Source organism: Pseudomonas sp. HLMP, from assembly GCF_046365545.1.
GTDB lineage: Bacteria > Pseudomonadota > Gammaproteobacteria > Pseudomonadales > Pseudomonadaceae > Aquipseudomonas > Aquipseudomonas guariconensis_B.
This window is the reverse complement of sequence record NZ_JBDLLR010000001.1, coordinates 1996955-2015822: the sequence shown is the minus strand read 5'-3', so window position 1 is coordinate 2015822 and position 18868 is coordinate 1996955. Positions and strand designations below refer to the sequence as shown.

Annotated in this window: 20 protein-coding genes; 7 read left to right on the top strand and 13 right to left on the bottom strand. The window is 65.5% G+C overall.

Going from position 1 to position 18868, the window contains the following annotated elements:
- Positions 1-435 precede the first annotated feature (435 nt).
- Positions 436-1800: a glutamine synthetase family protein gene (locus tag ABFA30_RS09505; protein WP_410045367.1), complete on the top strand. Its 1365-nt coding sequence runs from the start codon at positions 436-438 to the stop codon at positions 1798-1800.
- Between the two features lie 31 nt (positions 1801-1831).
- On the top strand, positions 1832-3139 hold the full coding sequence (locus tag ABFA30_RS09500; RefSeq protein WP_225789788.1) for an NAD(P)/FAD-dependent oxidoreductase: 1308 nt from the start codon (positions 1832-1834) through the stop codon (positions 3137-3139).
- Between the two features lie 38 nt (positions 3140-3177).
- Here the strand turns inward: ABFA30_RS09500 and fadD1 are convergent, their stop codons facing one another.
- Positions 3178-4875 carry a long-chain-fatty-acid--CoA ligase FadD1 gene (gene fadD1 / locus ABFA30_RS09495; protein ID WP_253101266.1) on the bottom strand — a complete coding sequence of 566 codons (1698 nt, stop codon included), beginning with the start codon at positions 4873-4875 and terminating at the stop codon, positions 3178-3180.
- Positions 4876-5202: 327 nt separating this feature from the next.
- Positions 5203-6891, bottom strand: coding sequence for a long-chain-fatty-acid--CoA ligase FadD2 (gene fadD2 / locus ABFA30_RS09490; protein WP_225789790.1), 1689 nt, complete (start codon positions 6889-6891; stop codon positions 5203-5205).
- A gap of 199 nt (positions 6892-7090) precedes the next feature.
- On the opposite strand from fadD2, the gene ABFA30_RS09485 reads away from it, so the two are divergent.
- Entirely contained in the window at positions 7091-8035 is a 945-nt protein-coding gene (locus ABFA30_RS09485; protein WP_225789791.1) for an alpha/beta hydrolase, read from the top strand.
- 42 nt (positions 8036-8077) lie between these two features.
- The gene (locus ABFA30_RS09480; RefSeq protein WP_225789792.1) at positions 8078-8548 is read left to right on the top strand and encodes a MaoC family dehydratase; all 471 of its coding nucleotides are present in this window, start codon (positions 8078-8080) and stop codon (positions 8546-8548) included.
- Positions 8549-8566: 18 nt separating this feature from the next.
- Here ABFA30_RS09480 and ABFA30_RS09475 read toward each other — a convergent pair whose 3' ends face one another.
- The 8 genes from ABFA30_RS09475 to ABFA30_RS09440 form a co-directional block, all read right to left on the bottom strand.
- On the bottom strand, positions 8567-9811 hold the full coding sequence (locus ABFA30_RS09475) for an RNA polymerase sigma factor (RefSeq protein WP_253080908.1): 1245 nt from the start codon (positions 9809-9811) through the stop codon (positions 8567-8569).
- Positions 9811-10302 carry an SRPBCC family protein gene (locus ABFA30_RS09470; protein ID WP_225789794.1) on the bottom strand — a complete coding sequence of 164 codons (492 nt, stop codon included), beginning with the start codon at positions 10300-10302 and terminating at the stop codon, positions 9811-9813. Before ABFA30_RS09470 ends, ABFA30_RS09475 begins: the two co-directional genes overlap by 1 nt.
- Before the next feature lie 18 nt (positions 10303-10320).
- Positions 10321-10665: a YciI family protein gene (locus tag ABFA30_RS09465; RefSeq protein ID WP_225789795.1), complete on the bottom strand. Its 345-nt coding sequence runs from the start codon at positions 10663-10665 to the stop codon at positions 10321-10323.
- Positions 10666-10715: 50 nt separating this feature from the next.
- Positions 10716-11141: a YybH family protein gene (locus tag ABFA30_RS09460; protein ID WP_253080907.1), complete on the bottom strand. Its 426-nt coding sequence runs from the start codon at positions 11139-11141 to the stop codon at positions 10716-10718.
- Positions 11142-11339: 198 nt separating this feature from the next.
- Positions 11340-11828 carry a GyrI-like domain-containing protein gene (locus ABFA30_RS09455; protein ID WP_253101269.1) on the bottom strand — a complete coding sequence of 163 codons (489 nt, stop codon included), beginning with the start codon at positions 11826-11828 and terminating at the stop codon, positions 11340-11342.
- A 61-nt stretch (positions 11829-11889) separates the two neighbouring features.
- Complete coding sequence (locus ABFA30_RS09450) at positions 11890-12528, bottom strand: LysE family translocator (protein ID WP_410045366.1); 639 nt, start codon at positions 12526-12528, stop codon at positions 11890-11892.
- Between the two features lie 110 nt (positions 12529-12638).
- Positions 12639-13595 (bottom strand): threonine dehydratase, encoded by a 957-nt coding sequence (locus ABFA30_RS09445; RefSeq protein WP_410045365.1) that lies wholly within the window; start codon positions 13593-13595, stop codon positions 12639-12641.
- Positions 13596-13833: 238 nt separating this feature from the next.
- Positions 13834-14097 (bottom strand): DUF2790 domain-containing protein, encoded by a 264-nt coding sequence (locus ABFA30_RS09440; RefSeq protein ID WP_225789800.1) that lies wholly within the window; start codon positions 14095-14097, stop codon positions 13834-13836.
- Between the two features lie 274 nt (positions 14098-14371).
- Between ABFA30_RS09440 and ABFA30_RS09435 the strand changes: the two genes are divergently transcribed.
- A complete protein-coding gene (locus ABFA30_RS09435) occupies positions 14372-14821 on the top strand; it encodes a GNAT family N-acetyltransferase (RefSeq protein ID WP_253101272.1) in 450 nt (149 codons plus the stop codon).
- Here the strand turns inward: ABFA30_RS09435 and def are convergent.
- Positions 14776-15312 (bottom strand): peptide deformylase, encoded by a 537-nt coding sequence (gene def / locus ABFA30_RS09430; RefSeq protein ID WP_225789802.1) that lies wholly within the window; start codon positions 15310-15312, stop codon positions 14776-14778. The two genes, ABFA30_RS09435 and def, sit on opposite strands and share 46 nt — an antisense overlap.
- Positions 15309-16283 carry a YihY/virulence factor BrkB family protein gene (locus ABFA30_RS09425; RefSeq protein ID WP_253080904.1) on the bottom strand — a complete coding sequence of 325 codons (975 nt, stop codon included), beginning with the start codon at positions 16281-16283 and terminating at the stop codon, positions 15309-15311. Before ABFA30_RS09425 ends, def begins: the two co-directional genes overlap by 4 nt.
- 364 nt (positions 16284-16647) lie before the next feature.
- Between ABFA30_RS09425 and ABFA30_RS09420 the strand changes: the two genes are divergently transcribed.
- On the top strand, positions 16648-17028 hold the full coding sequence (locus ABFA30_RS09420) for a hypothetical protein (protein ID WP_225789804.1): 381 nt from the start codon (positions 16648-16650) through the stop codon (positions 17026-17028).
- Positions 17029-17033: 5 nt separating this feature from the next.
- Here ABFA30_RS09420 and ABFA30_RS09415 read toward each other — a convergent pair whose 3' ends face one another.
- Complete coding sequence (locus tag ABFA30_RS09415) at positions 17034-17870, bottom strand: S1 RNA-binding domain-containing protein (RefSeq protein ID WP_225789805.1); 837 nt, start codon at positions 17868-17870, stop codon at positions 17034-17036.
- A 122-nt stretch (positions 17871-17992) separates the two neighbouring features.
- Between ABFA30_RS09415 and ABFA30_RS09410 the strand changes: the two genes are divergently transcribed.
- Complete coding sequence (locus ABFA30_RS09410) at positions 17993-18862, top strand: DUF6279 family lipoprotein (protein WP_253080902.1); 870 nt, start codon at positions 17993-17995, stop codon at positions 18860-18862.
- Positions 18863-18868 lie beyond the last annotated feature (6 nt).

Sequence of the window (18868 nt, the reverse complement as noted above, 5' to 3'; positions counted from 1 at the left end):
CCGCTTCACCGGCAAGCCGGCTCCCACGGGCTCCAATGGTGTTACCGAATCACGTGCCAGGCAGAGAAATCTACAGGCGCGAGCGTTGCCAAGGCGCCCACAATGTTTAGCCATCCCTGGACTGAAGGTTGCCATTCACTGCTTTAATCAACCTTACGCCTCGTGTGAGTATCGATCCATGACCCGCCTCCCGATCATCGCGCGCTCGCTGTCACGCCCTTCCCTGCCGAAGGCCCGGGCCCGCGCCGGCGAAAACCCGCTGGTACATGTCATCCTCGCCTTCTGGGCCCTCTGGCACTGCCGCCACGCTCGCCCACCGGATACGTCGCCCCGGCTTGCCTGACCCACCCCGGCCGCCCTTGGCCGGCGTCTTCAGCCCGACCGACCGTATGCATACGGTGGTCCCGTGCGCCTGCGGGCGCGAGCGACAGCATCATGCACTTTGACAACCCGGAACACGCCAGGCGCTTTCTGGCCGACAACCCCGATATCGACCTGTTCGAACTGTTCATCCTCGACGCCAACGGCGTACCGCGCGGCAAGCTGCTGCACCGCGAGGAACTGCTGGCGGTCTACGAGACCGGCCGGCCACTGCCCAGCACCATCCTCGGCTTGACCCTCAACGGCGACGACGTGGAGGACTCCGGCCTGGTCTGGGATGTAGGCGATATCGATTGCCGCGCCTACCCCGTGGACGGCAGCCTGGTGCGCCTGCCCTGGCGCCGTGTACCGACCGCCGCGCTGCAGGTCAGCATGCACCCCAGCGAAGGGCTGCCAGCCAGCGTGGCCGACCCACGCCATGTGCTGCTGCGCACCGTCGAGGCGCTCGAGGCCGACGGCTATCACCCGGTAATGGCCTGCGAGCTGGAGTTCTACCTGCTCGACCAGCAGCGCGACGCCCAGGGGCGTCCGCAGCCGGCACTGGACCAGGACGGCGGCCGGCCGCGCACCACCCAGGTCTATGGCCTGCGCGAGTTGGAGCAGATCGAGCCGTTCCTCGCCGACCTCTATGCCGCGTGCAAGGCCCAAGGCATCCCGGCGCGCACGGCGATCTCCGAATACGCCCCCGGCCAGGTGGAAATCACCCTGGAGCATGGCGATGCGCTGGCCGCCATGGACCAGGCCGTGCGCTACAAGCGCCTGGTCAAGGGCGTGGCCAACGCCCATGGCATGCAGGCCTGCTTCATGGCCAAGCCGTTCGACCACCTGGCCGGCACCGGCATGCACATGCACCTGAGCCTGGCCGATGCCGAGGGTCGCAACCTGTTCGCCAGCGACGACCCGGCCGGCACCCCGCTGCTGCGCCAGGCGGTCGGCGGCATGCTGCGCCACCTGCATGAATCGCTGTTGCTGTTCTGCCCCAATGCCAACTCCTACCGGCGTTTCCAAGCCAACAGCTATGCACCGCTGGCGCCGACCTGGGGTGTCGACAACCGTACCGTCAGCCTGCGCGTGCCAGGCGGGCCGGCCAACAGCCGGCATGTGGAGCACCGTATCTGCGGTGCCGACGCCAATCCCTATCTGGCAGCGGCGGCAATCCTCGCCGCTGCCCACCAAGGCATCCGCGAGCAACTGGACCCCGGTGCCCCGGTACAGGGCAATGGCTACGCCCAGGCCACCGAATACCTGCCGACCGACTGGCTGACCGCCCTCGACGCCCTGGAGCGCTCGGGCTGGGCCAGGCAAGCCCTGGGCGAGGGCTTCCTCGGCGTCTACCTCAAGGTCAAGCGCGCCGAATACCGCCAGTTCATGGCCGAAGTCGGCGAACAGGACTGGCGCTGGTACCTGCACCAGGCCTGAGCCCTTACTCCATTCCCGTGAAGGAACGATCATGAATGCAGCAGTGAAGAACGGGACGGCCCAGCGCGCGCCGTCCTACTACAGCGCCACCCTCAACGACCTGACCCAGTACCCGACCCTGCAAGGTACCGAGCAGGTGGACGTGGCGATCATCGGCGGCGGTTTCACCGGCGTGGCCACGGCGGTGGAACTGGCCGAGCGCGGCCTGAAGGTGGCCATCGTCGAGACCAACCGCATCGGCTGGGGCGCCAGCGGCCGCAATGGCGGCCAGGTCACCGGCAGCCTGTCGGGCGACGAGGCCATGCGCACGCAGATGCGCCAGCGCCTGGGCAGCGAGGTCGACGACTTCATCTGGCACCTGCGCTGGCGTGGCCACCAGATCATCGAACAAAGGGTTGAGCGCTATGGCATCGCCTGCGACCTCAAGCGCGGCCACCTGCACGCGGCGATGAAACCCTCGCACATGGACGAGCTGCGCGCCTTCGAGGCCGAAGCCCAGCGCCGGGGCATGGGCGAGCAGGTGCAGTTGCTCGACCGCACCGCCGTGGCCGAACACCTGCAGAGCCCGCTGTACCTGGGCGCATTGAAGAACCGCCGCAACCTGCACCTGCACCCGCTGAACCTGTGCATGGGCGAAGCCCGTGCCGCCCACGCGCTGGGCGCGCAGGTGTTCGAAAACTCCGAGGTGCTGGAGATCGTCCATGGCCCGCGCCCGGCGGTGGTCACCGCCCAGGGCCGCATCGAGGCGCGCCAGGTGCTGCTGGCTGGCGATGTCTACCACCGCCTGGAAAAACGCCAGCTCAAGGGCAAGATCTTCCCCGCCATGGGTGGCATCGTCACCACCGCGCCACTGGGCGAGCTGGCCGAGCAGATCAATCCCCAGGACCTGGCGGTCTACGACTGCCGCTTCGTCCTCGACTACTACCGCCTGACCGCCGACAAGCGCCTGCTGTTCGGCGGTGGCGCCAACTACTCGGGCAAGGATTCGCGGGACATCGAAGGCGAGCTGCGCCCGTGCATCGAACGCACCTTCCCGGCGCTCAAGGGCGTGCCGATCGAGTTCCAGTGGAGCTGCGCCATGGGCATCGTGGTCAACCGCATCCCGCAGTTGGGCAAGCTCTCGGACAACGTCTGGTACTGCCAGGGCTACTCCGGGCACGGCATCGCCACCAGCCACATCATGGGCGAAATCATGGCCGAGGCCCTGACCGGTACGCTGGAAAAGTTCGACACCTTCGCGGGGTGCAAGCACATCAAGGTGCCGATGGGGGATCTGTTGGGCAACCCGCTGCTGGCGGCGGGGATGTGGTACTACCAGATGCTGGAGAAGCTGCGCTGACCTGGAGCTTGGGGCCGCCTCACGGCCCCGATAGCCAATCAGGCGATCTTCTTCAGGCCCTGTTTCTTCAGCTCTTCGTCGCGCAGTTCGCGGCGCAGGATCTTGCCGACGTTGGTGGTCGGCAAGACATCGCGGAACTCGATATAGCGTGGCACCTTGTAGCCGGTGACGTTGGCACGCATGTGCTCCATCACCTGCTCCTTGGTCAGGGTCATGCCCGGCTTGACCACGATGAACACCTTGATCACCTCGCCGGACTTCTCGTCCGGCACGCCGATCGCCGCGCATTGCAGCACGCCCGGCAGGCCGGCGAGCACGTCTTCCAGCTCGTTCGGGTAGACGTTGAAACCCGACACCAGGATCATGTCCTTCTTGCGGTCGACGATGCGCATGTAGCCGTCCGGCTGGATCACGGCGATGTCGCCGGTCTTCAGCCAGCCGTCCTGGTCGAGGATCTCGGCGGTGGCTTCTTCGCGCTGCCAGTAGCCCTTCATCACCTGCGGGCCCTTGACGCACAGCTCGCCCACCTCGCCCAAGGCCAGCTCGCGGCCGCTGTCGTCGATGACCTTGCACAGCGTCGAAGGCACCGGGATGCCGATGGTACCGATCTGGTTGGCCTCTGCCGGGTTGACCGCCGCTACCGGGCTGGTCTCGGTCATGCCGTAGCCTTCGCAGATGGCGCAGCCAGTCACGGCCTTCCAGCGCTCGGCCACGCTCAGTTGCAGGGCCATGCCACCCGACAAGGTGATCTTCAGCGCCGAGAAGTCCAGGGCGCGGAAGGCGTCGTTGTTGCACAGGGCGACGAACAGGGTATTGAGCCCGACGAAGCCGCTGAACCGCCACTTGCCCAGCTCCTTGACCATGGCCGGCAAGTCGCGCGGGTTGCTGATGAGCACGTTGTGGTTGCCGATCAGCATCATGGCCATGCAATGGAAGGTGAAGGCATAGATGTGGTACAGCGGCAGCGGGGTGATGAGGATCTCGCACCCTTCCTGCAGGTTCGACCCCATCAGCGCCCGGCACTGCAGCATGTTGGCCACCAGGTTGCGGTGGGTCAGCATGGCGCCCTTGGCAACGCCGGTGGTGCCACCGGTATACTGCAGCACGGCAACGTCGTTGGGCTGCGGATTGGCCTCGGTCACCGGCCCGCCCTTGCCCAGGGCCAGGGCATCGTTGAAGCGTATGGCGCCAGGCAGGCTGTAGGCCGGCACCATCTTCTTCACGTACTTGATCACACTGTTGATCAGCACGCGCTTGAGCGGGGGCAGCAGGTCAGCCACCTCGGTGACGATGACATGCTTGACCTGGGTCTTGGGCACGACCTTCTCGGCCAGGTGCGCCATGTTGGCCAGGCAGACCAGGGCCTTGGCACCCGAGTCGTTGAACTGGTGCTCCATCTCCCGCGCGGTGTACAGCGGGTTGGTGTTGACCACGATCAGGCCGGCGCGCATGGCGCCGAACACGGCCACTGGGTATTGCAGGACATTGGGCAGTTGCACGGCGATCCGGTCGCCGGGCTTGAGGTCGGTATGCTGTTGCAGCCAGGCGGCGAAGGCCCCCGACAGGGCATACAGCTCGCCGTAGGTGATGGTCTTGCCCAGGTTGCTAAAGGCCGGCTTGTCGGCAAAGCGTTGGCAGGACTGCCGAAGCACCGCCTGGATGTTGGGGAATTCGTCAGGATTGATTTGTGCCGTAATCCCGGCGGGGTACTTATCCTTCCAAAAATTTTCGATCATGGAAGCCCACTCCTTCAGCAACAGCGAATTCGTCACGTGTTGTGCGTTTATTATTGATATGGGATGACGGCTCATTGCAACCGGATCCTCTGGAAGCGCGCCGAGAGTAACAGCTTTGCCGGGGGTCGCCTAGAGGCCAAAACGGCCCAACTGGTCACAAAAATGACTCAAAGAATGATGCAGGTCATTTTTAGAGTATTAACTTGAAAGCTGCAAGCTATCAGCCTCAAGCTGCAAGAAAGAGCGACGCCGAACGCTCTATCTCGCGGCTCGAAGCTTGGAGTGTCGGGCGATGCGGAACGCTTTTTCTTGCAGCTCGAAGAAAACTCAGGCGATATCGCGCAGCTCGCGGCGCAGGATCTTGCCCACCGGGGTCATGGGCAGGGATTCACGCAGGACGATATGCTTGGGCACCTTGTAGCCGGTGAAGTTGGCCTTGCAGAAGGCCTTGAGTTCCTCGATGCTCAGCCCCGCCTCGCGCGGCACCACGAACAGCTTGACCGCCTCGCCGGAGCGCTCGTCCGGCACGCCGATGGCCGCACAGTTGGCCACCTGCGGGTGGGCCATGACCACATCCTCGATCTCGTTGGGGTACACGTTGAAGCCCGAGACGATGATCATGTCCTTCTTGCGGTCGACGATGCGGGTGAAGCCGTCCGGATCGATCACCGCGATGTCGCCGGTCTTCAGCCAGCCCTCGGCATCGAGGGTCTGTGCGGTGGCCTCGGGTTGGCCCCAGTAGCCCTTCATCACCTGCGGCCCCTTGATGCACAGCTCGCCGCGCTCGCCCAGGGGCAGTTCGTTGCCGTCGTCGTCGATGACCTTGAACGCCGTGCCCGGCACCGGGATGCCCACGGTGCCCAGGCGCGCCAGTTCACCATAGGGGTTGGTGCTGGCCACCGGCGAGGTCTCGGTCAGGCCGTAGCCTTCGACGATACGGCAGCCCGTCAGTTGCTCCCAGCGCTCGGCGGTGGCCTTGACCAGCGCAGTGCCGCCGGAGTTGGTGACCTTGAGCGCGGAAAAGTCCAGGGACTTGAAGCCGGGATGGTCCATCAGCGCGACGAACAACGTGTTCAGGCCCAGCAACGCCGAGAAACGCCACTTGCCCAGTTCCTTGATGAACCCAGGGATGTCGCGGGGATTGGTGATCAGCACGTTGTGGTTGCCGGTGACCATCATGCACATGCAGTTCCCCGTGAACGCATAGATGTGGTACAGCGGCAGCGGCGCGATCATGACCTCCTGGCCCTCCTTGATCAGCGGCTGCCCGTCTGGGCCGTGCTGGGAGAAACAAGCCAGCACCTGCAGCATGTTGGCCACCAGGTTGCCGTGGGTGAGCATGGCGCCCTTGGCCAAGCCCGTGGTGCCACCGGTGTACTGCAGCACGGCGATGTCGTCGAGGGTCAGCGCCACCGGCTTGTGGACTTGCGCCCGGCCCTGGCGTAGCACCTGCTTGAACGACACGGCCTGGGGCAAGTGGTAGGCCGGGACCATCTTCTTCAGCTTGTCGACCACGGTATTGACCAGCCATCCCTTGGCGGTCGGCAGCAGGTCGCCCATCTTCGCCTCGATCAGGTACTCGATGCCGGTATCGCCCAGCACCTCCTGCACACGCTTGCCGAACATGTTCAGGTAGACCAGGGCGCGGGCGCCGGAGTCCTTGAACTGGTGGCGCATCTCGCGCTCGGTGTAGAGCGGGTTGGTGTTGACCACGACCAGGCCGGCACGCATCGCGCCGAACACGGCGATGGGGTACTGCAGGACGTTGGGCATCTGCACCGCGATGCGATCGCCCGGGGCCAGGTCGGTGTGCTGTTGGAGCCAGGCGGCGAAGGCCGCGGAATGGCGCTCCAGTTCGGCGTAGGTGAGGGTCACGCCGAGGTTGCTGAACGCCGGACGGTCGGCGAAGCGCTTGCAGGAGCGTTCGAAGACCTCGACGACGGATGTGTAGGCGTTGATGTCAATGGTGGAAGGCACGCCCGCCGGGCGTTTGTCATTCCAGAAGTCGGCTTGCATTTATTGTTGTTCCTCTGCCTGGACCGTCCCTGACCTGATTGCCTGATGCAAAAAGGCGTTGAGCCGACGTTAGCAGGTAACCCGGAGGTGGCAAATACGCCAAGTGCTGCCATTAACATTGTGAATCTTATTTGTGCCCTTCCTGCAATCCTGCCCGTTGCGCATACACTGTCTCGAACCCAGGAGCAAAGGATCCGCCATGCCCCATGACGCCTTCTGGCTGCCGGCCAGCGAGCATTGCAGCCTGTATGTCCACCAGTGGCTGCCGAGCTCGCCGGTCAAGGCCGTGGTGCTGCTGGCCCATGGCATGGCCGAGCACGCCGGGCGCTACCAGCGCCTGGGCCATGCCCTGAGCGACGCCGGCTTCGCCCTGCTCGCCCCGGACCTGCGCGGCCACGGCCGCACCGCCGAGCTGGGCAGCCTGGGCCTGTTCGCCCGCCGGCACGGTTGGGAGGCCGTGGTCAACGACCTGGGCCTGCTCGCCCAGCACATCGGCCAGCAGTTTCCCGGCACCCCGCTGTTCCTGTTCGGCCACAGCATGGGCAGCTACATCGCCCAGGCCTACCTGTTGCACCACAGCGCCAGCCTGCAGGGGGCGATCCTCAGCGGCTCCAACTACCAACCGGCGGCGCTGTACCGCGCTGCTGGCCTGATCGCCCGGCTCGAAGCCTGGCGCCAGGGGCCGCAGGGCAAGAGCGCGCTGATCGAGTGGCTGTCGTTCGGCGCGTTCAACAAGGCCTTCAAGCCCAATCGCACCGCCTTCGACTGGCTCAGCCGCGACGCCGCCGAGGTCGACCGCTACCTCGCCGACCCGCTGTGCGGCTTTCGCTGCTGCAACCAGCTGTGGCTCGACCTGCTCCATGGCCTGGCGCAAATCAGCCAGCCGAAGAACCTGGCGCAGATCGACCCGAACCTGCCGATCCTGGTGCTCGGTGGCGACTGTGACCCGGTCAGCGCCGGCAAGCGCCTGAAGGGCCTGGCCGGCGCCCTGCGTGCCACCGGCAACCGGCATGTACAGCTGCGTCTCTACCCCCAGGCACGGCACGAACTGCTCAACGAGACCAATCGCGACGAGGTCACCGCCGATATCCTCGGCTGGCTGGAGCAGGCGCTGGCCCTGGGCCGACCTGCCCGCAGCGAATGATGTACACTCCCCCGTCCGCCCTCTCAAGGAAACCCCGCCCCGATGACCCAGGTCACCAATACGCCCTACGAAGCCCTCGAAATCGGTCAGAAAGCCAGCTACGAGAAGTCCGTCGAAGAACGCGATATCCAGCTGTTCGCCGCGATGTCCGGTGACCACAACCCGGTGCACCTGGATGCCGAGTTCGCCGCCAAGAGCATGTTCCGCGAGCGGATCGCCCACGGCATGTTCAGCGGTGCGCTGATCAGCGCCGCGGTCGCCTGCACCCTGCCCGGCCCCGGCACCATCTACCTGGGCCAGCAGATGAGTTTCCAGAAGCCGGTGAAGATCGGCGATACCCTCACCGTGCGCCTGGAAATCCTCGAGAAACTGCCCAAGTTCAAGGTGCGTATCGCCACCAACGTGTACAACCAGCACGACGAGCTGGTGGTCGAAGGCGTGGCCGAGATCCTCGCCCCACGCAAGCAGCAGACCGTCGAGCTGGTCAGCCCGCCGAACTTCGTCGCCAGCTGATCCTGGGCACGGCCTCGCTCAAGAGGTACCCAACGTTTTCAGGCGGCGTTCGATATGCCGCCGCTCCGGCCCCTGGCGGGTAAGCGCCAGGGCTTGGCGCCAGGCATCCCGCGCCTGCTCGGCCTGGCCCAACTGGTGATGCAGCTCGGCCCGGGCGGCATGGGCCAGGTGATAGTCGAGCAGTTCGCCACGGGCCAGGATCGCCTCGACCGCCGCCAGCCCGGCCCGCGCCCCGTCCCGCCTGGCCAGCGCCGCCGCCCGGTTCAGCTCCACCACCGGCGACGGCCAATGGCGCTGCAGCACATCGTACAGCCCGACGATCTCGTCCCAATCCGTTTCCTCGGCACTGGCGGCCTCGGCATGCACCGCGGCGATCGCCGCCTGCAGGCTATAGGCGCCATACTCCCGGCTACGCAACGCCTGGCGTACCAGGCGGCAACCTTCGTCGATCCGCTCCCGGTCCCACAGGCTGCGATCCTGCTGGTCGAGCAGCACCAGTTCACCGTCGGCATCGCTGCGCGCGCGCAGCCGCGAGGCCTGCAACAGCATCAGCGCCAGCAGGCCGAGCACTTCCGCATCCGGCAGCAACTGGGCCAGCAGGCGGCCAAGGCGGATCGCCTCGTCGCACAGCTCACGCTGCACCAGGTCTTCACCCACAGACGCCGAATAGCCCTCGTTGAACACCAGGTAGATCACCCGCAACACGCTTTCCAGGCGCTCGGGCAGTTCGGCCAGCGCCGGTACCTGATAGGGGATGCGCGCGTCACGGATCTTGGCCTTGGCACGGACGATACGCTGGGCGATGGTCGCCGGGCTCTGCAGGAAGGCACGGGCGATCTGCTCGGTGGTCAGGTCGCAGACTTCGCGCAGGGTCAGCGGTACCTGGGCGTCGGCGGCCAGGGCCGGGTGACAGCAGGTGAAGATCAGTCTCAGGCGGTCGTCCACCAGCAGTTCCTCGTCGCCAGGATCCTGCGCCTGCCCCTCCAGGAGCAGGATCAGCTCCGCCTGGGAACGGTCGAAACGGGCGCGCCTGCGCAGTGCGTCGATCGCCTTGAAACGGCCAGTGGACACCAGCCAGGCCCGAGGGTTGTCCGGAATGCCGTCGCGCTGCCAGCGCTCGACGGCAATGAAGAAGGCATCATGCATGGCCTCCTCGGCCAGGTCGAAGTCGCCCAGCAGGCGGATCAGGGTCGCCAGGACGCGCCGGGAATCGCGGCGGTAGACCGCCTCGACCTGGGCGCGCACCTGCTGCGCGTCGGCCATCAATCCGGCATCCGCTGGGTCACCACCTCGACCAGACGGTCCAGGCTCTCCCCCCAGCCCTCGTGGAAGCCCATTTCTTCATGGGCGCGGCAGTCAGCGGCATTCCAGTGCCAGGCGCGGGCGGTGTAGCGGGTCTTGCCCTGCTCCTCGTCGAAGGTCACCACCGCGGTCATGAACGCCTTGTCGGAGGGTACCCAACCCGGCCCGAAGGCATCCGTGAACACCAGCCGCTGCGGCGCGACGATCTCGAGGAACACCCCCTGGTTGGGATACTCGGTCCCATCGGGGGCGCGCATCAGGGTACGCAGCACCCCGCCGACCCACAGCTGCAGCTCGCATTCCGGGGTGGTCATGCCATGGGGGCCCCACCATTGCGTCAGCCACTGGGGGTCGGTCCAGGCGCGGAACACCTTGGCCGGCGGTGCATCGATCAAGCGGCTGATGGACAGTTCATGCTGCGCCTGTCCCAGGCCTGGTTGTGCAAGGCTCATGCGTGTCGTTCTCCGTTGTCAGGGTTGCAACTCGCGCACCGGCCGCACCTCGACGCTGCCGACCCGCGCCGCCGGAATCCCCTTGGCGATGTTCAGCGCCTCGTTGAGGTCGCGGGCATCGACCAGGTAGAAACCGGCCAACTGTTCCTTGGTCTCGGCGAAGGGACCGTCGGTCAAGCTCATGCGTCCACCGCGCATGCGCACCGTGGTGGCGGTCTGCACCGACTTGAGCGCCTCGGCCGCGAGCATGCGCCCGCCATTTTGCAAGGACTCGGCATAGGCCATGCACTCGGCGTCTTCGGGGCTGTCGGGCAGGCTGTGCAGCAGCCCTTCGTCACAATAGACCAGGCACAGGTATTTCATGGTCGTCTCCAACGCTACGCAGGGGTGGGTTTGCCGATGAGCGGCCGCGATCAGGGCTTGAGGTCGAACATGGCTTTCTGGGTTTCCATGTCGAACGGTGCCGACCAGTGCTCGTGGATGACCTGCCACTGCCCGCCCCTACGACGATAGCCGACGGTGGCGCGCATGAAGCCGCACTGGCTTTCGTCGTCCGCCGGGCCGCAGCGGTTGAGCCAGTGGGCCAGGCCCAGGTCGCCGTCGGCATAGACGGTCAGTTGCGTCAGTTCGAAGACCATGGGGCCGGTGCAGTGGCTCATGCACATTTCCCAGTGGGCCTGGTAGTCGGCCTTGTTCTTGAACTGCAAGGCCTGGATGGCATCGAACGCCACGATGTCGTCGGCATAGGGCGCGGCGATCGCCTCCAGGTCGCGGTCGCGCACGGCCTGCATCCAGCGCTCGATCAGTTGGCGGATCTCGGTTTCGGCTGCGGTGTTCATCGGTGTTTCCTCCGATCGGTCATGAGCGGGTGACGCCGGGAACATCCGGCGCCTTCACTCCTGGTCGAACGGTGATCGGGGAAATCGACAGGGCATGGAAAAAATTTTCGCACCAGGCCGGGAAGGTGAGGCCGGGGCTTGGCGGCACTTTGTCATTTTAGGGCTGCCTTGCAGCCCAGATGGGCCCTGGCGGACCTGCTAGCCCCCCATGACCCGCTCAAGCGGAATCCAGACCTCCATCACCGCACCAGGGTCGGTAGGATCGAACCCCGCCGGATAGCGCTCGAACACCGCCGCATTGGCCGAACGCTCGCCCGAGGCCGGCAGCCACTGCTCGAAGATGGCATCGAAGGTATCCTTGATGCCTTGCAAGCTGCCACGATGCTCGAACACGGCATAGCGCTGGGGGGCGAGCGTCAACGTACTGAAGCCCTCGGGCAGGCCGCCGGCCTCGGTCACTTCGACGCCTGCCAGGTAGTCGAACCCGCCCTGCCCGTCCGGGTGGTAGCACACGCCATAGCTGTCCAGGCCATGCTGGCCCGGCACGCAGCCGATATGCGGGCCGAAACGCTGCCACAGGCGTGGCAGCCCACTGATGTCGCGCATGTCGAAGCGCTCGGCGAAGCCGGCGAGGAGCAGTGCCCTGCCATCTTCGTAACGGGAAGGGGTGATGGGTGTCGCGGTCATGTCCATTGCCTTTGTGAGCCCACACGAATGCGCCAGCGTAGCGCGGATACGCCCCGCCGGGCTATAGGGCCGGGCTGGCCAGGATGAACTCGCGATAGCCAGAAACGATCACGTAGACGGCGAAATAACAGGCTGCCGATAGCAGGTAGGACCAGGTCAGCAAGCGGTCCCCCAGAAGGCGTCCACCATGACTGGCGATGCCACACAGGCCCAGGCACCAGACCAGCCCGGCGGCGAAGAAGCCGCCGAGGAACAACCCGGCCTCCAGCAGGCTGCCGCCACCGGAGCGAGAGATCAGCACCCCGCCCACGGCGGCGAACCAGAGGATCGCACTGGGCGAGGACATGGCCAGGAAGATCCCACGCAGGAACTCCCGCCAGCCCGACTCCAGCACCACCTGCCCACGGGCCTCCAGGTGGCCACCCCGCCAGGCCGCCAGCAACATCTTCACGGCGAACCAGGCCAACAGCACCGAGCCGCCCAGCCAGAGCCCCCAGCGCACCGCCTCGAACTGCAACAGCACGGTCATCCCCGCCAGCGCCGCGACGGCGTACAGCAGGTCACCGACGCAGGTTCCCAGGCCCAGCCAGAAGCCCTGGAGGAAACCCCGGCGCATGGCCAGGGTGATCATGGCGATATTGGCGACACCGATGTCCAGGCACAGGGACAGGCTGAGAAGAAAACCGTTGGAAAAAGGCATGCGGCACTCGTTTGCGGGACGAAGATCTGAGGCAGGCGCCATTGTGCCTGAGCGATGCAACTGGCGCTTACATTCGCCTTCCAGACGAGGTAGATCGCAAAAACACGCCCTCAGTCCCCAAGCAAGACCCGTGCATAGCGCTCCCGGTCCACATTCGCCCCGCTGAGCACTACCGTCACCCGCTTGCCAGCCTGGCGCTCGCGCTCCTGGATCAGCGCCGCCAGGGCTGCGGCGCCGGCGCCTTCGGCGGTGTTGTGGGTGGCTTCGTGGTAGAGGCGCATGGCCGCGGCGATCTCGCGGTCGTCGACGCGGACGATACGCGCGGCATGCGCCTGGACCAGGGCGAAGGCATCAGGATGGGGCACGCGGCAGGCCATGCCATCGGCGAAAGTGTCGGCGGTGGCGGTGGTGACGATGCGGCCCTGCTCGATGCTCTGGGCGTAAGCGTCGGCGGCGCTGGAGACCACGCCAACGATCTGCGTGCGCAGCCCCAGCAGGTTGCGCGCCTGGATCAGCCCACAGATCCCCGAACCCATGCCGATCGGCACATAGACGCAGTCCAGCTCGCCAACCGCCTCGAACAGCTCCAGCGCGTAGGTAGCCACGCCGCGCACCAGTTCCGGGTGGAACGACGGCACCCTCTCGTAACCCAGCGTCTCGGCCAGCCTGGCGGCCTCCTCACGAGCCACGTCGAAGTCGACGCCATGCTCCACCAGCTCGGCACCCAGGGCGCGCATGGCGGCGTTCTTCTCCGGCGAATTGCCCTGTGGCACCACGATCACCAGCGGCAAGCCGGCCTGGCGCGCGGCCAGGGCCATGCTCTGGCCGTGGTTGCCGCGAGTGGCCGTGACCAGCCCACGTGGCGGCTTGCCGCTGGCCAGCCGCGAGCGCACGTAGACCAGCCCGCCGCGTACCTTGAAGGCACCGGTGGGCGCATGGTTCTCGTGCTTGACCCACACCTGGCAGCCCAACCGCTCGGCCAGCAACGGCCAGGCGTGCTGTGCAGTAGGGGGAACGTGCTGGCGAACGAAAGTGGCGGCTTCGCGCAGGGCGGGCAGGTCGAACATGGCGATCATCCTTCATCGGGCAAGAAAGACCCGATCCTAAGCCCGTCCCGGCTTAGGGGTAAAACTTTATATGCGCGGGGCACTGCCATGAAGCCGCCTGCCATAGGGGCCAGCGGTACTCACGAATCACGTGTCATACAGAGAATTGGGAGCCGGCTTGCCGGCGATGGGCTGCAAGGCAGCCCCAATGCCGCTTGACCGACTGGCATTGGGGCACGCCCGCGAATGGTCCACTGCCTCAACCTTGGCTGCAGCCCTCGCCCATGGCCCGGTACTGGAGGATATGGATCTGGCCCTGGTGATCCTCGTAGGTCATGGTGGCCGGTACCACTTCGCAAACATTGGGGATGGTCGACAGGCTGATCACCCGTTTGATGTCCAGGTGGGTGGAATAGTCGTACTGCTGGACCACAGGTTGGGTGGAGGTGGTCTGGGTCTGGGCCTCGTCTGCGAGGGCGAACGAGGACATACCGACCAATGCAAGAATCAGTAATGGTTTCATGGGCGTTGACCTTGAAAAGCAATCAAGCTGATCGATTGACTTCATATGCCGTCACGGCGCGGATGAAGTTGTCATCGACTGCGAAGATGACACGAAGTACCGATCCCGCTTCGTACTGCCTGGGGGGATGAGTGAAAGTTTACTCCCCGCCTGAAATACTTGAACCCCATACTCGGACATTCACCCTTGCGGGATTTGCAACAATCTGCGACAAAATGCCCGGCACGCGCTCCCAGCAGCGACAGCATCGACCCAGCCCCCATATCGAACGCCCATGCCTGCATTCCATTGCCGCCCCCTGATCGGCCCCGAACGCCGCCTGCTCGAGCACTTCTACCGCCAGCACGGCGCACGCATGCGCGCGGTCGCCGACGGCCAGCAGTGGGTGGCGCGGGAAGGTGGCATCATCGCGGGATTGAACCTCGGCGCGGTCGACGGCGGGCAATGGCTCACCGGCCTGTTCGTGGCGCCCCAGTGGCGCGGCCACGGGGTGGCCAGGCAGCTCATCGATACGGCGCTGGCAGAAACGGGCGGGCCCACCTGGCTGTTCTGCCACCCAGACCTGCAGCCCTTCTATCAGCGCCTGGGCTTCACAGCGGCCTACGACCTGCCCGAGGCCCTGGCCGCCCGGCTGGCGCGCTACCAGCTCAGCAAGCGCCTGGTGGCGCTGGTGCGCGATCAGTCGTCGCCGCCCTCCAGCCCGGGGAACAGCACCTCGGTGTAGCCGAACCGGCTGAAGTCCTGGATCCGCGAGGGGTACAGACGGCCGATCAGGTGGTCGCACTCGTGCTGCACCACCCGGGCATGGAAACCATCGGCAAAGCGATTGATCGGGTTGCCCTGGGGGTCGATGCCCTCGTAGCGGATGTGCTTGAAGCGCGGCACCACACCCCGCAGGCCGGGCACCGACAGGCAGCCCTCCCACCCGTCCTCCACCTCGGGAGACTGTGGCTCGATCAGCGGGTTGAGCAGGATGGTCTGCGGCACAGGCTCGGCGTCCGGGTAGCGTTCGCTGCGCTCGAAGCCGAAGATCACCAGTTGCAGGTCGACACCGATCTGCGGTGCGGCCAGGCCCACGCCGCCGACATGGCGCATGGTCTCGAACATGTCGTCGATCAGTTGCTGCAGCTCGGCGCTGCCGATCATCTGCGCCGGCACCGGCGGGGCGATGCGCAGCAAGCGCTCGTCGCCCATCTTGAGGATGTCTCGGATCATCGGGGGTTCGACTCCGGGGTCTTGGGTTCGGAGGTCTTGGATTCGGCCGCCTGCGGATGCTCATGACCGAGCACGGTCAGGGTCTGCTTGGGTGTGCTGCCTTGGAAGTCCTTGTCGCCGGGGTTCTTGCCTTCGGCCGACATGTGCTCGATCACCGCGTTCATCTCGGCGCCGAGCAGCAGCACGGCGGCGGAAATGTAGAAATACAGCAACAGCACGATGATCGCACCGATGCTGCCATACATGGCGTTGTAGTCGGCGAAGGTCTTCACGTAATAGCCGAAGGCCAGCGAGGCGACGATCCACACCACCACCGCCAACACCGAGCCTGGAGTGATGAAGCGAAACTTCTGCTTCACATCGGGCATGACATAGTAGATCAACGCCACGGCCACCATCATCAGGATGATGATCGCCGGCCAGCGCAGGATGGTCCACACCGTGACGATCACCTCCTGCATGCCGATCTGCGCGGCGATCCACTCCATCACCTGGGGCCCCAGGACCATCAACGCCGCCGCCACCAGCAGCATGCCGGCGATGCCGATGGTGTAGATGATCGACAGCGGGACGCGCTTCCACACCGGACGCCCCTCCGGCACATCGTAAGCGGCGTTCATCGCGCTCATCATCAGGCGCACACCGGCCGAGGCGGTCCACAGGGCGATGACGATACCCACCGAGAGCAGCCCGCCCTTGGACTGCTGCAATTGGTCGATCACCGGGTTGACCTGCTCCAGGGCCTGGGGCGGCAGCACCAGTTCGGACTGCAGGCGCAGCCAGGAGAAGAAGTCCGGCAGGTGCAGGAAACCGATCAGGGCGATGAGGAACAGCAGGAACGGGAACAGCGAAAACAGCATCTGGTAGGCCAGCGCGGAAGCATAGGTGGACATCTCGTCATCGAGAAATTCGCTGACGGTGCGCACCAGCACGCGGTGCAGGGGCAGGCCGCGCAGGTCGGGAAAAATCATAGCGTCTCCTTTCGCCGCTCTATCGTCTTCAGGCCGCCGGCTGAGCTCGGCAGGCCTCCTTACAGTGCATGCAAGTCTAATAGACCATGCAAGTGCCGTTGCTGCTCATTGACCGGACAAAAAGAAAACGGCGCTTGCCCTGGTGACTGCACCGGACAGTCCATTCGCGGGCAAGCCCCTCCCACAAAGGCCGAGCCGTTCATACATGATGCGACTTGCAGGGCCATGTGGGAGCGGGCTTGCCCGCGAATGGAGCCAGCGCCGAACCTCCGGATCACGCCGTGCCCATAGCAGCCGCCTTGCCCCACCAACCGCTACCCCGCACAATGTCAGGCCTTTCACGCGTCAACCCGCAGGAACCTGCATGAAACTCGACAAACCCACCGCCATCGCCCGACGCAACCAGGCGCTGGCCCGGCCGGTGCTCAACCGCGACAACACCCTGCTCGCCATCCTCGACAAGAAACGCAACCTGTGGTGGTTCGACGTGCCGGTGGCGCTGCTGCGCAAGGGCCAGCCCGACTGGGTCAACCTGCTGCTGCACACCCCCGAGACCGACGAGCTGCAGCACCTGAAGGTGCCGACCAGCTACCTGCGCGCCCACCAGGAGCAAATGGAAGTCCGCCACCCCGGCAAGCGCCGCTCGACCATCAGCCTGGCGCTGAGCGCCGACCGCGACTCGCTGCTGCGCGATACCCGCCCGGGCGGCGAGCAACTGGATTTTCGTGCCTTCGTGCAGGCCTGACTCGATCAGGCCTTTTCGATGCGATCGTCATGGATGACGATGCGCCCCTGCTTGAACAATCCGCCAATGGCCTTCTTGAAGTTGCCCTTGCTGACGTTGAACAGCTTGCTGATCAGCACCGGGTCGCTCTTGTCGCACACCCCCAGCACCCCGCCTTCGGCCTCCAGGCGCGCCATGATCTGCTCCTGCAGGCTGTCGGCCAGGGCAGCGCCAACCGGTTGCAGGCTCAGGGCGATCTTGCCGTCGTGGCGCACTTCCTTGATGAACCCTTTCTCGTGCATGCCCGAACGCAGGAACTTGAACACCTCGTTCTTGTGGATCAGGCCCCAGTGGCGGTTGTTGATGATGGCCTTGAAGCCCATGGGCGTCTGCCCGGCCACCAGCAGCTCCACCGGCTGCCCGACCTGATAGTCGGCCGGGGTCCGGTCCAGGTAGCGGTCCAGGCGCGCCGTGGCGGTGATACGCCGGGTGCGTTTGTCGAGGTAGGCGTGCACCACGCAATAGTCGCCGATCTTCAGCGGGCGCGATTCCTCCGAGTAGGGCATCAGCAGGTCCTTGGACAGGCCCCAGTCGAGGAAGATACCGGCATTGTTGATGTCCTTGACCTTGAGGCTGGCGAACTCGCCGACCTGGATCCTGGGTTGCTCGGTGGTGGCGATCAACTGGTCTTCGCTGTCGAGGTAGACGAACACGTTGAGCCAGTCATCCAACTCGGTGGGCGTGTCCTTGGGGATGTAGCGCCTGGGCAGGAGGATCTCGCCGTCGGCGCCGCCGTCCAGGTACAGGCCGAAGTCCACATGTTTCACGATTTGCAAACTGTTGTAACGCCCAAGCAAAGCCATTTCCGAAGATCCTCAAGACAAGACGGCTATTCTACACCTGAACCCGCCCGGCCGCCTGGCCGTAGGTACGCAGGCCTCGCCCATGCGTCCAGCGCCCGGCCCGTTTCAGCAAGGATTCGCCCATGCCTGCACACCCGCCCCGCACGCTGCGCACCGCCCTGATCGTCCTGGTCTTGGCCCTGGCCGTGGTGGCCTGCAGCCGCATCGACCTGGCCTACCGCAACCTCGACGTGCTGGTGCCCTGGTCGCTGGGCGACTACCTGAACATGAACCGCCAGCAGAAGGCCTGGCTCGACCAACGCCTCGAGCAGCACTTGGCCTGGCACTGCCAGACCGAGTTGCCTGGCTACCTGGACTGGCTCGAGCAGATCCGCCGGATGATCGCCACCGACCAGGTCACCGACCAGGCCCTGCAACAGCGCATCGTCGAGGCGCGCCAGGCCATCGGCCGGGTTGCCGAGGCGATCACCCCTTCGGCGACCGAACTGCTGCGCGGCATGAGCGACGAGCAGGTCGGCGAGATGCGCCAGGCCTTTCGCGACGACATCCGCAAGCGCCAGGCCCGCTACGTCGAGACGCCGCTGTCCCGGCAGATCGAGGCACGCGCCGAGCGCATGGAGAAGCGCCTCAAACCCTGGCTGGGCGAGCTCAATGCCACACAGCGCCTACGGGTATTGACCTGGGCCCAGGCCCTGGGCGACCAGAACCGCCAGTGGATCGCCAACCGCGCCCATTGGCAGCAGCAACTGCTGCTGGTGATGAACCAGCGTGACACCCCAAGCTTCGAGCCACGCCTGGCGCAGTTGCTGCAGCGCAAGGAAAGCCTGTGGACGCCGGAATACCGCATCGCCTTCCAGAACAGCGAACAGCAGACCCGCCACCTGCTGGTGGACCTGATGAAACAGAGCACCCCGGGCCAGCGCCAGTTCCTGCAGGAGCGGCTGGCCAAGGTGCGCAGCGATTTCAGCGGGCTCAAGTGCATGCAGGGGTGAAGCTGC

What these genes read in the sequence shown, in the direction of transcription:
- ABFA30_RS09505 (WP_410045367.1), top strand. Translation starts at nt 436, where the DNA reads ATGCACTTTGACAACCCGGAACACGCCAGGCGCTTTCTGGCCGACAAC.
- ABFA30_RS09500 (WP_225789788.1), top strand. Translation starts at nt 1,832, where the DNA reads ATGAATGCAGCAGTGAAGAACGGGACGGCCCAGCGCGCGCCGTCCTAC.
- fadD1 (WP_253101266.1), bottom strand. Translation starts at nt 4,875, where the DNA reads ATGATCGAAAATTTTTGGAAGGATAAGTACCCCGCCGGGATTACGGCA.
- fadD2 (WP_225789790.1), bottom strand. Translation starts at nt 6,891, where the DNA reads ATGCAAGCCGACTTCTGGAATGACAAACGCCCGGCGGGCGTGCCTTCC.
- ABFA30_RS09485 (WP_225789791.1), top strand. Translation starts at nt 7,091, where the DNA reads ATGCCCCATGACGCCTTCTGGCTGCCGGCCAGCGAGCATTGCAGCCTG.
- ABFA30_RS09480 (WP_225789792.1), top strand. Translation starts at nt 8,078, where the DNA reads ATGACCCAGGTCACCAATACGCCCTACGAAGCCCTCGAAATCGGTCAG.
- ABFA30_RS09475 (WP_253080908.1), bottom strand. Translation starts at nt 9,811, where the DNA reads ATGGCCGACGCGCAGCAGGTGCGCGCCCAGGTCGAGGCGGTCTACCGC.
- ABFA30_RS09470 (WP_225789794.1), bottom strand. Translation starts at nt 10,302, where the DNA reads ATGAGCCTTGCACAACCAGGCCTGGGACAGGCGCAGCATGAACTGTCC.
- ABFA30_RS09465 (WP_225789795.1), bottom strand. Translation starts at nt 10,665, where the DNA reads ATGAAATACCTGTGCCTGGTCTATTGTGACGAAGGGCTGCTGCACAGC.
- ABFA30_RS09460 (WP_253080907.1), bottom strand. Translation starts at nt 11,141, where the DNA reads ATGAACACCGCAGCCGAAACCGAGATCCGCCAACTGATCGAGCGCTGG.
- ABFA30_RS09455 (WP_253101269.1), bottom strand. Translation starts at nt 11,828, where the DNA reads ATGACCGCGACACCCATCACCCCTTCCCGTTACGAAGATGGCAGGGCA.
- ABFA30_RS09450 (WP_410045366.1), bottom strand. Translation starts at nt 12,528, where the DNA reads ATGCCTTTTTCCAACGGTTTTCTTCTCAGCCTGTCCCTGTGCCTGGAC.
- ABFA30_RS09445 (WP_410045365.1), bottom strand. Translation starts at nt 13,595, where the DNA reads ATGTTCGACCTGCCCGCCCTGCGCGAAGCCGCCACTTTCGTTCGCCAG.
- ABFA30_RS09440 (WP_225789800.1), bottom strand. Translation starts at nt 14,097, where the DNA reads ATGAAACCATTACTGATTCTTGCATTGGTCGGTATGTCCTCGTTCGCC.
- ABFA30_RS09435 (WP_253101272.1), top strand. Translation starts at nt 14,372, where the DNA reads ATGCCTGCATTCCATTGCCGCCCCCTGATCGGCCCCGAACGCCGCCTG.
- def (WP_225789802.1), bottom strand. Translation starts at nt 15,312, where the DNA reads ATGATCCGAGACATCCTCAAGATGGGCGACGAGCGCTTGCTGCGCATC.
- ABFA30_RS09425 (WP_253080904.1), bottom strand. Translation starts at nt 16,283, where the DNA reads ATGATTTTTCCCGACCTGCGCGGCCTGCCCCTGCACCGCGTGCTGGTG.
- ABFA30_RS09420 (WP_225789804.1), top strand. Translation starts at nt 16,648, where the DNA reads ATGAAACTCGACAAACCCACCGCCATCGCCCGACGCAACCAGGCGCTG.
- ABFA30_RS09415 (WP_225789805.1), bottom strand. Translation starts at nt 17,870, where the DNA reads ATGGCTTTGCTTGGGCGTTACAACAGTTTGCAAATCGTGAAACATGTG.
- ABFA30_RS09410 (WP_253080902.1), top strand. Translation starts at nt 17,993, where the DNA reads ATGCCTGCACACCCGCCCCGCACGCTGCGCACCGCCCTGATCGTCCTG.